Raw genomic sequence first — 16,751 nt, forward strand, 5'->3', positions numbered from 1 at the left:
GCAATTTTTCTGCGTCAGGCAGGTCGGCGTCGTGATCTTGCAACGGTTTTTGATGTATTTCCGACATTGTCGACTGGCGATTGCCCGGCGCCGGCAAATCGTCCGGGCGTCGGGCTTGTACTGCGTCTGACAGTTGATTAGAAGCGCATGAGCTGGCCGTTGACCATCCTGACGCGGTCGCCGCGTTGCAGACTCGGTGCTTGGGCTTCCATAAAAGTGCGAACGTTGCCGTCGTCAAAGCGGACGGCGATTTCAAAATGGCGTGTCGAACGGACGTTTCGTTCAACCTCGTTGCCGGCTAGCGCGCCGCCGACGGCGCCGACCACGGCGCCGACCGTCTTGCCGCGACCGCCGCCGATCTGATTGCCGAGTAAGCCGCCAATAACTCCGCCACCGACAGCGCCGAGTCCCGAACCTTCGCCTTCCTGGCGAATTTCCCGCACGCTTTCGACGATGCCGCATTCGCGACATACCGGCTGCGCTTGCCCGTAGGCCGGTGACTGCAATACGGGGGGGTTTCTCTCTGCAGTGCGTCCGTTCCAGCCGTTGTCGCCCATCGGCGCTTCAGCGGCGAAACCTTGCTGTCCGAACGCGGGGTCACGGTTAGCCGGGCGCCGCTGAACCTGGCGCGGTGGCGGAATGGGGGCGTCACGATCGTCTTGGGGGCGTGCCTTGGCAATGGGCGCTGGCTTTTTTTCGGTTGTCGGAGCAGGGGCGACGGCGGCTGGGGCTGCCGCCGCCGGTGTTTGTGGCACTGCAACCGTTGGTGGAGGCGGCGGCGCGCTTGTGGCTGGCGCTGCGGTGGTGGCCGGCTCGGCGCGCGGTGGCAAATAGCCAGCGAACCACGCCGTTGCGGCCAGACTGGCGACGGTGATGGCGCTTGCCGCGACGATGACCATCGGATGCGTGCGGGAGGGGGATGGGTTGTCCATGGCGTGTCTCCTGGCGAAGGTCTTCAATGTCGTACTAACGCAACAATAGTCGGGTCGGCTGACAAAGCGAGTGTTGCCACGCCGTAAATTGGGGGCGGTGCCGTGTGGCGGAGGCGGTGCGCAAGACGATGGGGTCCAGATTGCCGCCGATACATGCTTCGGGCCTGAAATGCAAAACGGGGAACCTCAATGCGAGGCTCCCCGTCGATTTTCGCTCAGGCGCAGTTAACGCCGTCCGGTCATCGCGTCATTCCGGACGCATCTGCGGGAAGAGGATGACGTCGCGGATATTGGCCGAGTCGGTCAGCAGCATGACCAAACGGTCGATGCCGATACCGCAACCGCCGGTCGGCGGCAGGCCATATTCGAGTGCACGGATGAAGTCGGCGTCGTAATACATTGCTTCCTCGTCGCCGGCATCCTTGGCCTTGGCCTGCGCCAGGAAGCGCTCGGCCTGGTCTTCGGGGTCGTTGAGCTCGGAGAAGCCGTTGGCGATTTCCCGGCCGACGATGAAGAGTTCGAAGCGCTCGGTGATGTCGGCGTTGTCGTTGCTGCTGCGGGCGAGCGGGCTGATCTCGGCCGGATAGTCGACGATGAAGGTCGGGTCCCAGAGATCGGCTTCGGTCGTTTCTTCGAACATCAGCAGTTGCAGTGTTCCCAGGCCCATGCCTGGCTTGAGTTCGACTTTCATGGCCGCGAGCTTCTGGCGCAACCAGTCGGCGTCGGTCAACTGTTCGAGCGTGTATTGCGGGCGATACTTCATGATGGCTTCGACCATCGTCAGGCGATCAAACGGCTTCGAGAGATCGAGCGTGCGGCCTTGGTATTCGAAGGTTTCAGCCCCGAGTGCTTCGCGTGCCGAATGGCGCAGCAGGCCTTCGGTGAAGTCCATCAGCTTGTTGTATTCGCTGTACGCCTCGTAGAACTCCATCATCGTGAATTCGGGATTGTGGCGCGGACTCATGCCTTCGTTGCGGAAGTTGCGGTTGAGTTCGAACACCTTCTCGAAACCGCCGACGACGAGTTTCTTGAGATAAAGCTCCGGTGCGATGCGCAGATAAAGCTCCATGTCGAGCGCATTGTGGTGCGTCTTGAACGGACGGGCCGATGCGCCGCCGGGGATCGGGTGCATCATCGGCGTTTCGACTTCAAGGAAGCCGTGGGCGCACATGTGGTTGCGGATCGACTGGACGATGCGGCTACGGGCCATGAACGTGAAGCGCGATTGCTCGTTCATGATCAGGTCGAGGTGACGCATCCGGTACTTCTGCTCCTGGTCGGTCAGCCCGTGGAATTTCTCCGGCAGCGGACGCAAGGACTTCGACAGCAGGCGGATGTCGTTGGCTTCGACGGTCAGTTCGTTGGTCTTGGTGCGGAACAAGGGACCGACGACGCCGACGATGTCGCCGATGTCCCAGCGCTTGAAGGCGGCATAGGTTTCCTCGCCGACCTTGTCGCGGGCGACGTAGATCTGGATGCGGCCGCCGACGTCGGAGATGGTGATGAAGGAGGCCTTGCCCATCACGCGCTTGAGCATGATGCGGCCGGCGACCTTGACCTCGACCGGGTTGGCTGCGAGCTCTTCCGTGCTCTTGTCGTCGTACAGCTCGATGATCTTGCCGGTGATGTTCTCGCGCTCGAAATCGTTCGGGTAGGCTTTTCCGGTCGCCCGCCATTCGGCCAGCTTGGCGCGACGTTCGGCGATGATGTGGTTCTCGTCCTGCTGTTGTTCGGGGGTGCTGTTCTGTTCGGACATGGTCAGTCTCTGAAAGGGAATGGTTGTCAGACGCCTTGCTTCAGGCTGGCTTCGATGAAAAGGTCGAGATCGCCGTCGAGGACGCGTTGCGTGTCGCCGACTTCGACATTGGTGCGCAGATCCTTGATGCGCGACTGATCGAGCACGTAGGAGCGGATCTGGTGGCCCCAGCCGATGTCGGTCTTGGCATCTTCGAGCTTCTGCTGGTCGGCCTGTCGCTTGCGCATCTCGGCCTCATAGAGGCGGGATTTCAGCATGGCCATCGCCTCGGCCCGGTTGCGATGCTGCGAGCGGTCGTTCTGGCACTGCACGACAATGCCGGAGGGATTGTGCGTGATACGCACGGCCGAGTCGGTCTTGTTGATGTGCTGACCGCCGGCGCCCGAGGCGCGATAGGTGTCGATGCGCAGATCGGCCGGATTGATCTCGATTTCGAACGAGTCGTCGATTTCCGGATAGACGAAGACCGAGGCAAAGCTCGTGTGACGACGCGCATTCGAGTCGAAAGGCGATTTGCGCACGAGACGGTGGATGCCCGTCTCCGAACGCAACATGCCAAAGCAATATTCGCCGGAAAGCTTGATCGTTGCCGTCTTGATGCCAGCGACATCGCCTTCGGACTCTTCGAGCACCTCGACGCCGTAACCCTTGCGTTCGCCGTACTTGACGTACATGCGCAGCAGCATCGACGCCCAGTCCTGCGCTTCCGTGCCTCCGGCGCCGGCCTGGATGTCGACGAAGCAGTTGAGCGGATCGGCCGGGTTGTTGAACATCCGGCGGAATTCGAGGCCGGCGACTTCCTTCTCGACGAAGTCGATGTCGGCGGCGACGGCGAGCAGCGTGTCGTCGTCTTCCTCCTCGCGCGCCATGGCGAAAAGTTCGTCGGCGTCCTTGAGGCTGTCGGCGACGCGGTTCAGCGTCAGGACGACGCCTTCGAGCGCTTTCTTTTCCTTGGAGAGTTCCTGGGCGCGCTCGGCGTTATCCCAGACTTTCGGGTCTTCGAGTTCGCGATTGACGGCGTTCAGTTGATCGAATTTCTGATCGTAGTCAAAGATACCTCCGTAGCTCGGTGGCGCGCTGGGCGAGATCCACGAGCCGGTTGGCGATCTGGTTGAGTTGTTCGGCTTCCATAGTCTTCCGGACGTTCAGTGAAACCCGTAATTATATACGCTGAACGCCCGTATGACGGCTTTTACGCCCGTTAAAGGCGGAATTTCTCGGCGGTCTGGCTCAGTTCGCGCGCCAGATGGTCGAGTTGCTGAACCTGCATATGTACGGCCTGCACCGAGGCATCGGCTTCCTCGACCATTTGAGCGATCTGCTCGACGTTGTTGGCGATGTTGTTGCTTGCCTGGCTCTGTTCGAGCGAGGCGTCGGCGACGTCGCGGGTTTTTTCCAGCGTGGCCTGAGCGTTTTGGGTGATTTTTTGCAGGGCATGTGCTGCTCTTTCGGCCAGTTCGACGCCCAGCGCCACTTGTTGGCGCACGCCGTCCATGCGCTCGGCGGCCATGTCGGTGTCGCTTTGCACGGCGCGGATGGTACGGGTGATGTCCTGGGTGGCGCCGCCCGTGCGTTCGGCCAGCTTGCGAACTTCATCGGCGACGACCGCGAAGCCGCGCCCCTGTTCGCCGGCACGCGCCGCTTCGATGGCGGCGTTGAGTGCCAGGAGGTTGGTCTGGTCGGCGATCTCCTTGATGACGGCGCTCATGCCGTCGATCTCGCGCGAGCGCTCGACCAGTCCGAGAATGAGTTCTGAGGCGCTGGCGATGTCGGCCGAGATACGCTGGATTTCTGCTGCGGCGTCGCGTGCCAGTTTCTCGCCGTCGGCGGCGATGCTTGCCGCATGGCGCGAGTTCTGTTCGGTTTCCCGCGCATTGTCGGAAATGTGATTGATACTGACGGTCATTTCCTCCACTGCGGCAGCGGTGGCGGATGTAGCCGCCGAGGTCTTCTGGCTGCCGTTGCTGATCCGCGCCGTTTCGTCGGTGAGTTTGCGCGAAGCGTCGGCAAGCGTTGTCGAGGCCTGGTTGAAACGGGTCGCCATGTCGTGGAGTCCGGCTTGCATCGTTTTCATCGAGCCGAGCAGGCTGGCATCGTTGTTTCCGGCAGCGATGTCCTGCGACAGGTCTCCATCGGCAATTCCGCGGGCAATCTCGCTGGCATAAGCCGGTTCGCCGCCGAGTTGGTCGAGGATGCTGCGCATCGTCTTGAAGGCGAGAAAGGCGACGATGCTCAGCAAGAGTCCGCCGATGATCAGCAGATTGGCCGCGTCGCGCCAGAAAATCCGGTCGATGTCATCGACGAAGAAACCGATCGCCACGAGCCATCCCCAGGGCTCGAAGATGCTGGCGCCATTGAGCTTCTTGTAAAGCTTCTTGTCCTCGGTGCCTGGCCGGACGGCTTCGAGCATGACGTAGCCTTTGCCGTCCTTGCTGCTGCGGATCTCCTCCTGGTAGACCGTCATGACCTGCCGTCCATCGGTGGTCTTCCCGCCGGGATCGATCTTGCCGACGCGCGAGGGGTTGCCGTGGATCATCAGCATGTTGTCGGCAATATTGCGAACGATGAAATAGTTGTCGGCTGTTCGTTGCGCCGAAATGGCCTCCTTGGCACGCGCCTGGGCCTCTTCGCGTGAGATCTTTCCGGCCCGTTCCTGCGCGTGGAAATATTTGAGCTGTGCATCGGCAACGTCGAGCAATTGCGCGATCTGCGCCCGTCTTTCGTTGTGCAGACTCTCGCGCAGTTGGTGCAGTCCGTAACTTGCCATGGCGGCAAGTCCGATCAGCGAGGCAGAGACGATTGTCAGTATCCGGTTTCGCAGTTTCATCGCAGTGTTCCCTCTTTGTCACGCTGGCAGCGCAGGCTGTGTCGCGAGTATTCTGATTGACTGATATTAGTCCATTATCCGGACGTTACGCCTTCGATTGGCTTTCATTCCAGGAGGAGGCGCTCTGCGACGCGCTGGTTTTTTGACCATCCCGCTGATACGATAAAGGCATTACGGGAGATGAGGCGGGTGATGGGGCGAAAGAAATCTACATGGGTGCCGCAGGTCGGTATTGTCGCGACTTATGTCGGGCGCGCAGGCCGTCTGGCGCGCGGCGGCTACAACGTTCGCATCGTTGCCGAAACCTGTGCCAACCGCATGGTCGTCGAAGCGATCGGCCGTAGCGGTGCCCCCGTTCGCTTCACCGTCAAGCGCGAGAATCTCGCGCCGTTGCAGCCGGGTCTGTTCGACTAAGGTAGGGATGCTCGCTGGCCAGCGTCCGCTTTTCGGCGGGCGGTAGCGCCTTGATCCGGCATTCGGCGGCGAGTGCCGTCGAACGGTCGCTGCAGGGGATGACCGCCAGCAGTCGTTGCGGCGGATGCATGCGGGTATAGCGTGCGCCCTTACCGGAAAGATGCGCCTGATAGCGGGCTTCGACGTCGGTGCTGATGCCGGTGTAGATGCTGCCGCCCCGGCATTCGATGAGGTACACGAACCAGGGGCGGACAGCGGTGCTCATGTTTCGGTTACGCGCCTTTTTCAGGCTCGCCGCCGAGTGCGGCGATGACGTCCGACATGAGGTGCGCCAGTTCGCCGGTCATCAGCGCGAAATCGAGATCGAAACGCTCGTCTTCGTTTTCGGCCTGGCCGTCGGTCTCTTCCTTGAGGATGTCGAGGAAGGAAAGGCGTTTGATTTGCAGTTTTTCGTCGAGCACGAACGAAATGCGATCGTTCCAGGTCAGGCCCAGACGGGTGACGACCTTGCCCTCGGCAATGTGCTCGCGGATTTCCTTGCCTTCAAGCGAATGTCGCGTATAGCGGATGAGCGCATTTTCGGCCGAGCGCAATTCGATGTCCTGGTCGATGGTGAATCCTGCTGGCGCTTCGTTGCCTGCGATCCAGCCAGTCATCGCCGAGGACGGTGATACCGTTGTCTTGAGCAGGGTTGCCGGAAAACTGTCGACGGATTTGCGCAGGTGCTCGAGGAATTCCTCGGCCTTGGCCTGCGCGCCGGCGTCGATGACGAGCCATCCATTCAGTGGGTCGATCCAGCCGAAGGTGGTGCGGCGACGGACGAACGCGCGCGGCAGCAGTTCGACGGTCAGCGCTTCGCGCAGGTCACGCAGTTCCTTGCGTCCGACGCGCCGCCCTTCGGCTTCTTCGATAGCTTTTGCTCGGTCGTCGGCAATCTGGCGGACGATCGAGGTCGGCAACAACCGTTGTTCGACGCCGAGCGCGATCAACCATTGATGATTGACCGAATGTACCAGCGCGCCGCTCGCAGAGGGCGCCACCCAGCCGAGGCACTCGGCTTCAAGCGGTCCGCAGGGATGGAGTGCGGCACCGGACAGCGCAGTGTCGATCGCCTCGATGTCGATGTCGAGGTTTCGGGGGAGTCGAAAGATCTGAAGGTTTCTGAACCACATGCGACGAACTCGGAAAAAAGGAGCGAATTATAGGATTGAATCAGAGATGCGGGGAGGTTGGATTTTTTTCGTGAGTATTGAATGCAACTCCCTGACTGGGTCATAATACCGTCATGAACGATCCACAACCATTTGATATTCGTCGCCGGATTCGCGAACTGTTGTCCATTCCCGATCGTGATCGTACCGATGCGGAATGGGACGAGTTGAACGAACTCGAAATCCGGACGGCACCAGGAAACCGCGACAACGGTTACGCTCAGGACCGTCCGGAAGGAAAGCGGCCGGGGAATTTCGGTCAAGGGCGGCGGCAAGGGCAGGGCTTCGGCAAGAAGAATCCCGGTCCGCGTCAGGATGCCCGCCCGCCACAGCAGGAAAATCGTCCCGAGGGTCCGCGTCCTGAGGGCCAGGTGCGGCCGCCGAAGCGTCAGCATCGCCGCCCAAAGCGTCCGCAGCAAGGGGATGCGCCGCCGCAGGGGAATCCCGAGGGTAATTCCTGAGGCTTCACGTGCTTCAAATAAAAAACCAGGTCGCTTGACCTGGTTTTTTTTGTTGTCATCATCCGGCGATAATGGGCGTGGACCCCGTTTTTCAGGTCTCGGCGTCGCCCGCAAGCCAGACGCACTTGCCTTTGCTTTCCTTCTGGATGGCGCCGAGCAGCGCTTCGTGTTGCTCGATTTCCTCAGGGCTGGCTCGGACAATGCGTTGCGCGCGCTTCCCCGTGCTGCCAGAAAATATGGCTGTGGCGGCGAGTTCCGCTTGCGGTTCGTCGACCGGTTCGATCATCAGGCTTTCCTGGCCGCGCGTCATGGCGACATAGACTTCGGCCAGAATTTCCGCGTCGAGCAAGGCGCCGTGAAGCGTGCGGCGCGAATTGTCGATGCCATAGCGATCGCAGAGCGCATCGAGGCTGTTTCGCTTGCCCGGGAATGTTTCCTTCGCCATGCGCAGGGTGTCGTGCACGGCATGGCAGACGGTTTCGATCGGTGCCATGTCCAGACGTGCCAGTTCGGCGTTCAGGAAGCCGATGTCGAAGGGCGCGTTGTGGATGATGAGGTCGGCGCCGCGCACGAAATCAAGAAATTCCGCTGCAACCTCGGCAAAGCGCGGCTTGTCCTGAAGAAAATCGAGGCTGATGCCGTGCACTGCCAGCGCGCCCTCGTCAATGTCGCGTTCCGGGTTGAGATAGCGGTGAAAATGATGGTGTGTCAGCCGACGGTTGCGCATTTCGACGCCGCCGATTTCGATAACGCGGTGCCCCAATTTGTGTTCGAGGCCCGTGGTTTCGGTATCGAGAAAAATCTGTCTCATGGTCTTGTCCAGATCCCTCAGTTGTGTGACGAAGTGCGCCCGGCAAGAAGGTCGTCTATGCCGCGATTTGCCAGAGCATCGGCGCGCTCGTTGCCAGGGTGCCCCGCATGCCCCTTGACCCAGGTCCAGGTAATTTCATGTTTTTGGCTGATTTCGTCGAGCTTTTGCCACAGGTCGGCGTTCTTGACCGGTTTCTTGTCGGCGGTTTTCCAGCCGTTACGCTTCCAGTTGTGGATCCATTGACTGATGCCTTTTTGTACATACTGGGAGTCGGTGTGCAGTTGGATGCGCGCCGGCCGCTTGAGCGCTTCCAGTGCCCGGATCACGGCGGTCAATTCCATGCGGTTGTTGGTGGTGTCGCGTTCGCCACCCCAGAGTTCCTTTTCGGCGGCTCCAGCCTGAAGCAAGACGCCCCATCCGCCGGGGCCGGGGTTGCCGCGACAGCCGCCGTCGGCGTAGATATTCGTAATCAGTTCAGAGTTCACGCTGGTCCAGTTCCTTGTGTGTGACGGTGGTGAGCGCCTTATGCGAGGCCTTCTTCCGGGTGTTCCATCCGGGCAGGACGAGGCGCATGCCGCGTACCCGTTTTACCGCGCGCAGGACGTAGGCGCCGCCGGCAAAGCTCCACCAGCGGTCGCCCGCCGCTTCCATGAAATGGCAGCGCTTGAGCCAGTGTTCGTGACGGAAGGGCGGGGCATAGCAGCCGAAGTTGCCACGGTCGACTTCGAAGCTGAGCAAGTGCAACCAGTCGCGCATGCGCAGCACCGAAATGAAATTGCCTTGTGCGAGAAAGTCTTCCTTGCCGCCCGGAAGCTTGCGGCGCAAGCCCCAAAGCGACAGCGGGTTGAATCCGGTGACGATCAGTTGTCCGTCGGGGATCAGGATACGCTCGACTTCACGCAGAATTTGATGTGGGTCGTCGTGAAATTCAAGCACATGCGGTAGAACGACAAGATCGATGCTGTTGGCAGAGAAGGGGAGTTCATGCATGTCGCATAGAACGTCGACGGGTCCGGTATCGCCGGCAATCTGGCGTAGTGGAATACGATTTTGTTCGAGCAGCCTGATTTGCGGCAGGCCGAGTTGCAGGGCGTTATAGCCGAACAAGTCGCTGACCAGGGCAGTCACGCGGGCGTGCTCCCAAGTCATGATGTAGCGTCCCTGAGGCGAGTCGAGCCATTCGTCCATGTCGTGATTTGACATTTTTCGTGATTCTTCCACAATCAGATCATGTTCGAGGTCATCGGGATTCCGGCTTTCAAGGATAACTACATCTGGCTGTTGCGCAAAGGCGCCGCGGCGGTCGTTGTCGACCCCGGTGATGCTGCGCCGGTGCTGGATGTCCTGCAACAGGAGAAATTATCGCTCGAAGCCATCCTGGTTACGCACCACCACCAGGACCATCAAGGCGGAATTCCATCGTTGTTATCCCATTTCGCTGCCGAGGTGTATGGGCCGGCGACGGAGTCTATCACAGCGTTGACCCATCCTCTGCGCGGCGGCGAGGTGCTGACGCTACCGGCCTTGGGTTGTCCGGTTCGGGTAATGTCCACTCCAGGGCATACGGCCGGGCATCTTGCCTATCTGGCGAGTGATGCCTTGTTTTGTGGCGATACGCTGTTTTCAGCCGGGTGTGGACGGGTCTTTGAGGGGACTCCCCTGCAGATGTGGAACTCCTTGTCATTGCTATCGGCCTTGCCTGACGGGACGCGTGTGTTTTGTGCCCACGAATATACCGAAGCCAATCTGCGCTTTGCCATGGCCGTTGAACCTGGGAACCGTTTTCTGCGTGATCGCGTCGATGAAGTCGCGGTTCTGCGTGCCAAGGGACAGCCGTCGGTGCCATCGTTTCTTGCGCTGGAAAGAGCGACCAATCCGTTTTTGCGCTGCAACGTGCCGGAGGTTGTCGAGTCCGCGCGTCAGCATGGTGCCGCAAGCCTGGAGTCGGCTGATGTGTTCGCGGCGCTACGTGGCTGGAAGAACTCGTTCTGACGCGTAGCGACGTCTAACGCTTGCGGTTTTGCCAGGCCTTGTTGAGCGTGTCGAGGACGCGCGCCGAGTTAAAGGGCTTGATGATGAAGCCGTTGGCGCCGTTGCGGATTGATTCCTCGACATTTTCCTTGCTGGGGTTGCCCGTGATCATGATAACGACGATCTCGGGGTAGAGTTCCTTGATGCGTTGAAGCGCCTCCAGTCCGTCCATCAGGGGCATGATGACGTCCATGAAGACGATGTCGGGCTTCGTCTTGGCGATGAACTCCAGCGATGCCGCGCCGTTCTTGGCGTCGCCGATGATGTCGTAACTCTCGCTGCGCAGGATCCCGCGCAGCAGGGTTCGCATCAGGTCGTTGTCATCGACGATGAGGACTTTTGGATGCGGTGTCATGATGTTTGTCTAGTTCTCCTGCGGGTCGAAGGAGAGCGTCTGGCAGACCTGATTTCGTCCCAGATGCTTGGCTTTGTAGAGCGCCAGGTCGGCAGCGCCAACGAGGTCCTGAGGATCGGTTTCAGGCATGGCGACGGCTGAAGCAACGCCGAAGCTCGTGGTGATATGGCCGAACGGCGCGCCCGGGTGCGGAATCCGCAAATCGCTGACCGTCTTTCGCATCTGTTCGGCGACAAAGCTGGCACCGCTGAGCGACGTGCCGGGGAGAACCGCGATGAATTCCTCACCGCCATAGCGCGCCAGTAGATCGCCGCCGCGGTCGGTAGTGTGACTGAGCGCCTGGGCGATCTGGCGCAGGCATTCATCGCCGTTCTGATGGCCATACGTGTCGTTGTACAGCTTGAAGAAGTCGATGTCGGCCATGATGATGGACAACTCCTCGCCGATGCGCATGGCGCGGCGCCATTCGCGCAATAGCACCGCGTCGAAATGGCGCCGGTTGGCGATGCCGGTGAGACCGTCGAGTGACGTCAGTCGCTTGAGTTCCTGATTGGCATTGTCGAGTTTACGCGTCAATACGACGAGAGACTGGCGCATTTGCAAAATGCGTTGCATGGCCCGGATCTTTGCGCCCAGAACGACCTCACTGACCGGTTTGAGCAAGTAGTCATCCCCCCCCGCAGCGATGCCCCTCTCAATGTCCTGATCCTTGTTCAACGAACTCAGGAAAATGATGGGCGTCCATTCGCCGGGTGTTTCGATCTGTCGGATCTGGCGTGCCACCTCGAAACCATCGATATCGGGCATGACAACGTCGAGCAGCACCAAGTCGGGGCGCTCTTTGAGAAACAGGTCGACACCCTGATGTCCTGTTTCCGCCGGGATCGGCTGAAAGTACATCTTGCGGATATGGTCGCAGAGAAGCTTGAGACTGCTTCTGCTGTCTTCGATGACGAGAATTTTCATTGTCACGGGGGAATTTGGCCAATAGACGTATTCTGACACTTCACCCGGCGCTTGTCGCGGCGAATCGCGTGCCGCAACGCTTTTGTCCGCCGTCAGGAGTGGCCGGCATGTGCTAGATTCTCAGTATTGGATTGCTTGATGATGGTGATGGCATGAACGGGAATCGATGGACAAGTTTGTTGCGGCAATATCGGACGGTGCGCTACATGGCTTACGCGGGGCTTGCCATTGTCCTGTTCGCAATCCTCGGCTTCTTTGTCCTGCCGCCGATTGTCAAATCGGTATTGATCGATCAGGCGAGCAAAGCCTTGCATCGCACGGTTGCCGTGAAACGCGTGGACATCAATCCTTTCGCCATGACGTTGGATGTCGATGGCTTGTCGATCAAGGAGCGCGATAGCGAGACGACTTTCCTCGCTTTTGACAAGCTGCATATCAACCTCGATGCCGCGTCCCTGTTCAAGGGGGGCGTGGTGATTGGCGAGTTGCGTCTCGATGGCCCGCGCGTCCATGTCGCGCGTTTGTCGGCGGGGCAATACAATTTTTCCGATCTGCTCGAAGCGCCGCAGGTATCGCCAGCGCCAAAAAGCGAAGCGAAGCCGCCGATGTTTTCCGTCAGCAATATCCGCATAACGGGCGGTTCGCTGGCGTTCGATGATCAACCTATGCGCGAAAAGCATGAGATTCAGGGGGTGAATGTTTCTCTGCCCTTCATTTCGAATATGGCTTTCGCCGTCGATACCTTTGTCGAACCCTCTTTTTCCGCTGTCGTAAATGGCGCGCCAGTGCATGCGAAGGTGAAGAGCAAGCCTTTCTCCGAGTCGCATGAAAGCGAATTGGCGATGGATCTTGCCGATCTGAAACTGACGCAATACCTTCCCTACGTTCCGGCAAAGCTCCCGGTCAAGGTGCAAAGCGGGATGCTCGATGTCGGCGTGACCTTGCGTTTCCATCAGGACAAGGGCGGCAACGCTTCAATTCATCTGGCCGGGAAATCTGCGCTCCGGAACATCGATGTTCGCGATAGTCAGGGCGCTGCGCTGCTTGCATTCAAACGACTGGAACTGGTGCTCGGTGCCTTGGATTTGCCGGCCCGTAAGGTGCAACTCGATCGTGTTCTGCTTGAATCGCCGGATGTCAGCGTCACGATCGATCAGAAAGGCCGCCTGAACCTGACGGCTTTGTCCGAAACAGAAACATCGGGTGCAGGGGCCAAGGCGCCTGCCGCCGGAGATGATTCGGCCAAGGCTCAGCCGGAGTCGCCATTTGATTGGTCACTGGGCGAATTTTCGCTGAATGGCGGCCTGCTGCGCGTCGTGGATCAGTCGCGGAAAATGCCGTTCAAGGGGTCGGTCGACATCCCTGAAATACGCGTCAAGAAGCTTTCCGGTCGAGGGCTTGAACCGGCCGAAATTGCTGCGCGTGTGCTGGTCAATCGGCGCGGCGAGTTGGGCGTCACCGGGAGCTTCAATCCGGTGCAAGGCGCTGCCGACCTGAATGTGACGATCAAGTCGCTTGAACTTCTGCCGTTCCAGCCGTATTTCGCAGAGAAACTCAACGTTGCCGTGACCCGGGGGCAGTTGACGGCTGATGGCGCGCTTCATTTGCGTAAGGCGACCGATTCGCCTATTGGCGTGGTGGGCCAGTTTTCCGGCCAGGCGACGCTCGGTGATTTTCAGGCGGTCGATAAGCCGAATTCGGCGGATTTCCTGCGCTGGAAGTCGTTTTACTTTGGCAAGGTCGACCTCAATTTGCAACCGATGTCGGTGTCGGTCGGTGAAATCGCATTGTCGGATTTCTTTGCTCGGGTGATCGTCAGTCGCGAAGGCAAGCTGAACCTGCTGCAACTGGTGCGACAAGATGAGAATGCGCCGGTAGCGGCGCCTGCCGAACCCCTTGCTGCTTCCGGCGAGGGCAAGGCGACGACGCCACTTGCCCCAAAAGAGGCCGCCAGCAAACCGGTGATGCCTGTCCGTATCGGCAAGATCACATTGCAAGGGGGGGATGTCCGCTTCACCGACAACTTCGTCAAGCCCAATTACACGGCCAATCTGCGCAAAATCAGCGGTCGGATTTCAGGGCTGTCGTCGGAGCCAGGAACCACCGCCAAGCTCGAATTGCGAGGGCGCTACGACGACGTTGCCCCTCTGACCGTCGATGCCCAGATCAATCCGCTGTCGGCCAAGCCCTACCTCGACCTGCAAGCCGAGATCAAGGGCGTAGAGATGACGCCGTTCTCAAGCTACTCAGGCAAGTATGCGGGCTATGCAATCGAAAAGGGCAAGTTGTCGCTGTTCGTTAAATACAAGATCGAGAACGATCAGCTTGAAGCCGAGAATCGGGTGTTCATCGACCAACTGACATTCGGCGATGCCGTCGACAGTCCTGAGGCGACGAAGCTGCCGGTTCGTCTCGCCGTTTCCTTGTTGAAAAACCGTAGCGGCGAGATCGACCTGAATCTGCCGATTTCGGGCTCGCTCAACGATCCGCAGTTCAGCGTCGGTGGTTTGGTCGTCAAGGTGATCGTCAATCTGGTCGTCAAGGCGGTGGCTTCGCCGTTTGCCCTGCTGGGGTCAATGTTCGGCGGCGAAGAACTGTCCGCGATCGAGTTCGATGCCGGTCGCGAAACCATTACGCCGACGGCGGAAAAACGGCTCGAGAATCTCGCCAAGGCGCTGATTGATCGTCCCGAACTCAAGCTGGAAATTGCCTCGGTCGTCGACCCTGTGCGGGAACTGGAAGCGCTCAAGCGCGTCGATCTGGAACGCAAGGTGAAAGCGGCCAAGCGCGAAGACTTGACGCGGTCGGGGGTTGCCAGCGGCGCGGTCGATAGCATCCAGATTCGGGCCGAGGAATATCCTGCGCTGCTTGAACGCGCTTATCGCGCCGAGAAATTCCCGAAGCCGCGTAACGTTGTCGGTTTGGTCAAGACATTGCCGGTCGAAGAGATGGAGAAGCTGATGCTGACGTATGCAAACGTTGGCGATGAGACCTTGCGAGAGCTTGGCGAGACGCGTGCAAGACAAGTGCGGGACTGGTTAGCAGCGCATCAGGTTTCGCTTGAACGCATCTTCATGTTGCCGGGCAAACTGACAGAGGCCGGCGATGCTGCCGGTGGCGAAAAGAAGGCTGCAGCGGGGCAGGTTGTCTTTTCACTGAAATAGAAGAAAAATTTGAAGCGAATTTATGAGTGATTTTCTGCTGATGGTCGTTCTCGGCCTGCTTGCTTGCGTTCTGGTGTTGCAGTGGCTTACCTGGCGACGCGCAGCATCGGCTGCAGATGCGTCGTCGCTGCGGGCGTTGCTGGATGGACAGGAGCGTGTGGCGCGCGAAATGCGGGAGGAGTTGGCGCGCGGTCGGCAGGAGTCGGCGACGGCATCGCGGCACGATCGCGAGGAAATGGCGCAGGGATTGGACCGTTTGGCGCAAGGCCTTGCGGCTCAGGTCTCAAGATTGGGAAGCTTGCAGGGTCAGCAGCTTGAGAGTTTCGCCCAGCAACTGTCGCGCCTGACCCAGAGTAACGACCAGCGTTTCGAGCAATTGCGGCAGGCTGTCGAAGCGCGGCTGGTGGCCATCCAGGCCGATAACGCCAGCAAGCTTGAGGAAATGCGCAAGACGGTCGATGAGAAGCTTCATGCGACGCTGGAGCAGCGCTTGGGCGAATCGTTCCGCCTCGTCGGTGAGCGCCTGGAGCAGGTGCATAAGGGACTCGGCGAAATGCAAAGTCTTGCGGCCGGCGTCGGCGACCTGAAAAAAGTATTGACCAATGTGAAGACGCGCGGGACCTGGGGCGAGGTTCAGCTCGAAGCCTTGCTTGAGCAGGTGCTGACCGTCGATCAATACGAAAAGAACGTGGCAACCCGACCGGGCAGCAGCGAGCGCGTCGAATTCGCCATTCGGCTTCCCGGTCGGGAAGCGGGCGGGCGTGGTGCGGCCCCCGTCTGGCTGCCGATCGATGCCAAGTTTCCGATCGAGGATTACCAGCGCCTTGTCGAAGCGCAGGAGCGCGCCGACGCGCTTCAAGTCGAACAAGCGGCGCGCGCGTTGGAAATTCGATTGCGCGACGAGGCGCGGAAGATTCGCGACAAGTATGTCGATCCGCCGCACACGACCGATTTTGCCATCCTCTACCTGCCCACCGAAGGGCTGTATGCCGAAGTGCTACGCCGTCCCGGTTTGGCCGAAGCGTTGCAATGCGACGCTCGCATCAGTATCGCCGGTCCGACGACATTGACCGCTTTGCTCAATAGCCTGCAAATGGGGTTCCGAACACTGGCGATCGAGAAGCGTTCGTCGGAGGTTTGGGCCGTGTTGGGGGCAGTCAAGACCGAATTCGGAAAGTTCGGCGAAGTGCTTGAAGCGACGCGGAAGAAGCTGGAGCAGGCGACCAAAAGTATCGAGTCGGCGGGCGTGCGAACACGACAGATCGAACGCAAACTCAAGGGCGTTGAGGCGTTGTCGGTCGCCGATGCGCAGGATCAGATCGGGCGTCTTGAAGAAATCGACGTGGCGGAACCGGCCGAGTCGTCATGACGAAGTCGAGTCAGGACGCTCGACTGGAGGCGGCGTTTATCGCCACGACGTATCAGGTTTTTAGTGAAGACAGCATTTTTGCATTGCGTATCGGTCGCCTTGACCCCGGTTTCGATGCTTTTGTCGCAACTCGGGGCGGTGGACCATGGGGGATCGTCACCGCTGCGAATCCGGCGGCCAAACGCTGTGCCGAGGCCGATAACGCCAGTGCCCTGCAAGCGCTGCTGGCGCATGTGGATACGCTTGGCACCCTGTTCCTGCATACCCGCCATCATGCCGATGACGGCGATTGGCCGGATGAAGAGGGTGTGTTGTTGCTGAATACCGAGAAGGAAGAAATTTGTGGTCTGGCACGCGAATTCGGTCAGTGCGCTTGCGTGGTTGGCGGTATTGGCCGTCCTCCTTTGCTTGTGTGGATCAATGCTTCGTAAGCTATACTCATGTCATGAACCGG

The 16,751-nt window shown here is 59.7% G+C and carries 17 protein-coding genes; 6 read left to right on the forward strand and 11 right to left on the reverse strand.

Annotation, left to right across the window (positions count from 1 at the left end; translation table 11 throughout):
- Positions 1–137: 137 nt before the first annotated feature.
- From BLR25_RS08650 to BLR25_RS08670, 4 genes are all read right to left on the reverse strand, one after another.
- The gene (locus BLR25_RS08650) at positions 138–932 is read right to left on the reverse strand and encodes a glycine zipper 2TM domain-containing protein (protein ID WP_091936615.1); all 795 of its coding nucleotides are present in this window, start codon (positions 930–932) and stop codon (positions 138–140) included.
- Between the two features lie 247 nt (positions 933–1,179).
- A complete protein-coding gene (lysS, locus tag BLR25_RS08655) occupies positions 1,180–2,688 on the reverse strand; it encodes a lysine--tRNA ligase (RefSeq protein WP_091936617.1) in 1,509 nt (502 codons plus the stop codon).
- Between the two features lie 26 nt (positions 2,689–2,714).
- Positions 2,715–3,819 (reverse strand): peptide chain release factor 2 gene (gene prfB, locus BLR25_RS08660; protein WP_143009808.1). Its coding sequence is split into 2 segments (ribosomal slippage): positions 2,715–3,737 and positions 3,739–3,819, totalling 1,104 coding nucleotides; the frame shifts between segments, so codons are not numbered across the junction.
- A 70-nt stretch (positions 3,820–3,889) separates the two neighbouring features.
- Complete coding sequence (locus tag BLR25_RS08670) at positions 3,890–5,515, reverse strand: methyl-accepting chemotaxis protein (protein ID WP_091936622.1); 1,626 nt, start codon at positions 5,513–5,515, stop codon at positions 3,890–3,892.
- A 192-nt stretch (positions 5,516–5,707) separates the two neighbouring features.
- Between BLR25_RS08670 and BLR25_RS08675 the strand changes: the two genes are divergently transcribed.
- Complete coding sequence (locus BLR25_RS08675) at positions 5,708–5,929, forward strand: hypothetical protein (protein ID WP_143009809.1); 222 nt, start codon at positions 5,708–5,710, stop codon at positions 5,927–5,929.
- Here the strand turns inward: BLR25_RS08675 and BLR25_RS08680 are convergent.
- A complete protein-coding gene (locus BLR25_RS08680) occupies positions 5,883–6,194 on the reverse strand; it encodes a GIY-YIG nuclease family protein (RefSeq protein WP_091936626.1) in 312 nt (103 codons plus the stop codon). The two genes, BLR25_RS08675 and BLR25_RS08680, sit on opposite strands and share 47 nt — an antisense overlap.
- Before the next feature lie 7 nt (positions 6,195–6,201).
- Positions 6,202–7,101: a recombination-associated protein RdgC gene (locus BLR25_RS08685; RefSeq protein ID WP_091936628.1), complete on the reverse strand. Its 900-nt coding sequence runs from the start codon at positions 7,099–7,101 to the stop codon at positions 6,202–6,204.
- A gap of 113 nt (positions 7,102–7,214) precedes the next feature.
- Here BLR25_RS08685 and BLR25_RS08690 point away from each other — a divergent pair, with 113 nt between their 5' ends.
- Positions 7,215–7,601, forward strand: coding sequence for a hypothetical protein (locus tag BLR25_RS08690; protein ID WP_091936630.1), 387 nt, complete (start codon positions 7,215–7,217; stop codon positions 7,599–7,601).
- A 91-nt stretch (positions 7,602–7,692) separates the two neighbouring features.
- On the opposite strand, the gene dnaQ is transcribed toward BLR25_RS08690, so the two are convergent.
- From dnaQ to BLR25_RS08705, 3 genes are read right to left on the reverse strand one after another with little or no spacing between them, the layout of a single operon-like run.
- On the reverse strand, positions 7,693–8,412 hold the full coding sequence (gene dnaQ / locus BLR25_RS08695; protein WP_091936632.1) for a DNA polymerase III subunit epsilon: 720 nt from the start codon (positions 8,410–8,412) through the stop codon (positions 7,693–7,695).
- 17 nt (positions 8,413–8,429) lie between these two features.
- Positions 8,430–8,897, reverse strand: a complete 468-nt coding sequence (gene rnhA, locus BLR25_RS08700) for a ribonuclease HI (RefSeq protein WP_091936634.1) — start codon at positions 8,895–8,897, stop codon at positions 8,430–8,432.
- Positions 8,887–9,615, reverse strand: coding sequence for a class I SAM-dependent methyltransferase (locus tag BLR25_RS08705; RefSeq protein WP_091936636.1), 729 nt, complete (start codon positions 9,613–9,615; stop codon positions 8,887–8,889). Before BLR25_RS08705 ends, rnhA begins: the two co-directional genes overlap by 11 nt.
- Positions 9,616–9,642: 27 nt before the next feature.
- On the opposite strand from BLR25_RS08705, the gene gloB reads away from it, so the two are divergent.
- Positions 9,643–10,404, forward strand: a complete 762-nt coding sequence (gene gloB / locus BLR25_RS08710) for a hydroxyacylglutathione hydrolase (protein WP_091936638.1) — start codon at positions 9,643–9,645, stop codon at positions 10,402–10,404.
- A 13-nt stretch (positions 10,405–10,417) separates the two neighbouring features.
- Here the strand turns inward: gloB and BLR25_RS08715 are convergent, their stop codons facing one another.
- Both BLR25_RS08715 and BLR25_RS08720 read right to left on the reverse strand, forming a co-directional pair.
- Positions 10,418–10,798, reverse strand: coding sequence for a response regulator transcription factor (locus BLR25_RS08715; RefSeq protein ID WP_091936640.1), 381 nt, complete (start codon positions 10,796–10,798; stop codon positions 10,418–10,420).
- Between the two features lie 9 nt (positions 10,799–10,807).
- Positions 10,808–11,764, reverse strand: a complete 957-nt coding sequence (locus BLR25_RS08720) for a GGDEF domain-containing response regulator (RefSeq protein WP_091936642.1) — start codon at positions 11,762–11,764, stop codon at positions 10,808–10,810.
- 206 nt (positions 11,765–11,970) lie between these two features.
- Between BLR25_RS08720 and BLR25_RS08725 the strand changes: the two genes are divergently transcribed.
- The 3 genes from BLR25_RS08725 to BLR25_RS08735 are packed head-to-tail and all read left to right on the forward strand — an operon-like array spanning position 11,971 to position 16,728.
- Positions 11,971–14,928 (forward strand): DUF748 domain-containing protein, encoded by a 2,958-nt coding sequence (locus BLR25_RS08725; RefSeq protein WP_425438688.1) that lies wholly within the window; start codon positions 11,971–11,973, stop codon positions 14,926–14,928.
- 22 nt (positions 14,929–14,950) lie between these two features.
- Complete coding sequence (locus BLR25_RS08730) at positions 14,951–16,297, forward strand: DNA recombination protein RmuC (protein ID WP_091936646.1); 1,347 nt, start codon at positions 14,951–14,953, stop codon at positions 16,295–16,297.
- Positions 16,294–16,728 (forward strand): DUF3293 domain-containing protein, encoded by a 435-nt coding sequence (locus BLR25_RS08735; protein ID WP_091936648.1) that lies wholly within the window; start codon positions 16,294–16,296, stop codon positions 16,726–16,728. The genes BLR25_RS08730 and BLR25_RS08735 overlap by 4 nt, the downstream gene beginning before the upstream one ends.
- Positions 16,729–16,751 lie beyond the last annotated feature (23 nt).

Source organism: Propionivibrio dicarboxylicus, assembly GCF_900099695.1.
Lineage (GTDB): Bacteria > Pseudomonadota > Gammaproteobacteria > Burkholderiales > Rhodocyclaceae > Propionivibrio > Propionivibrio dicarboxylicus.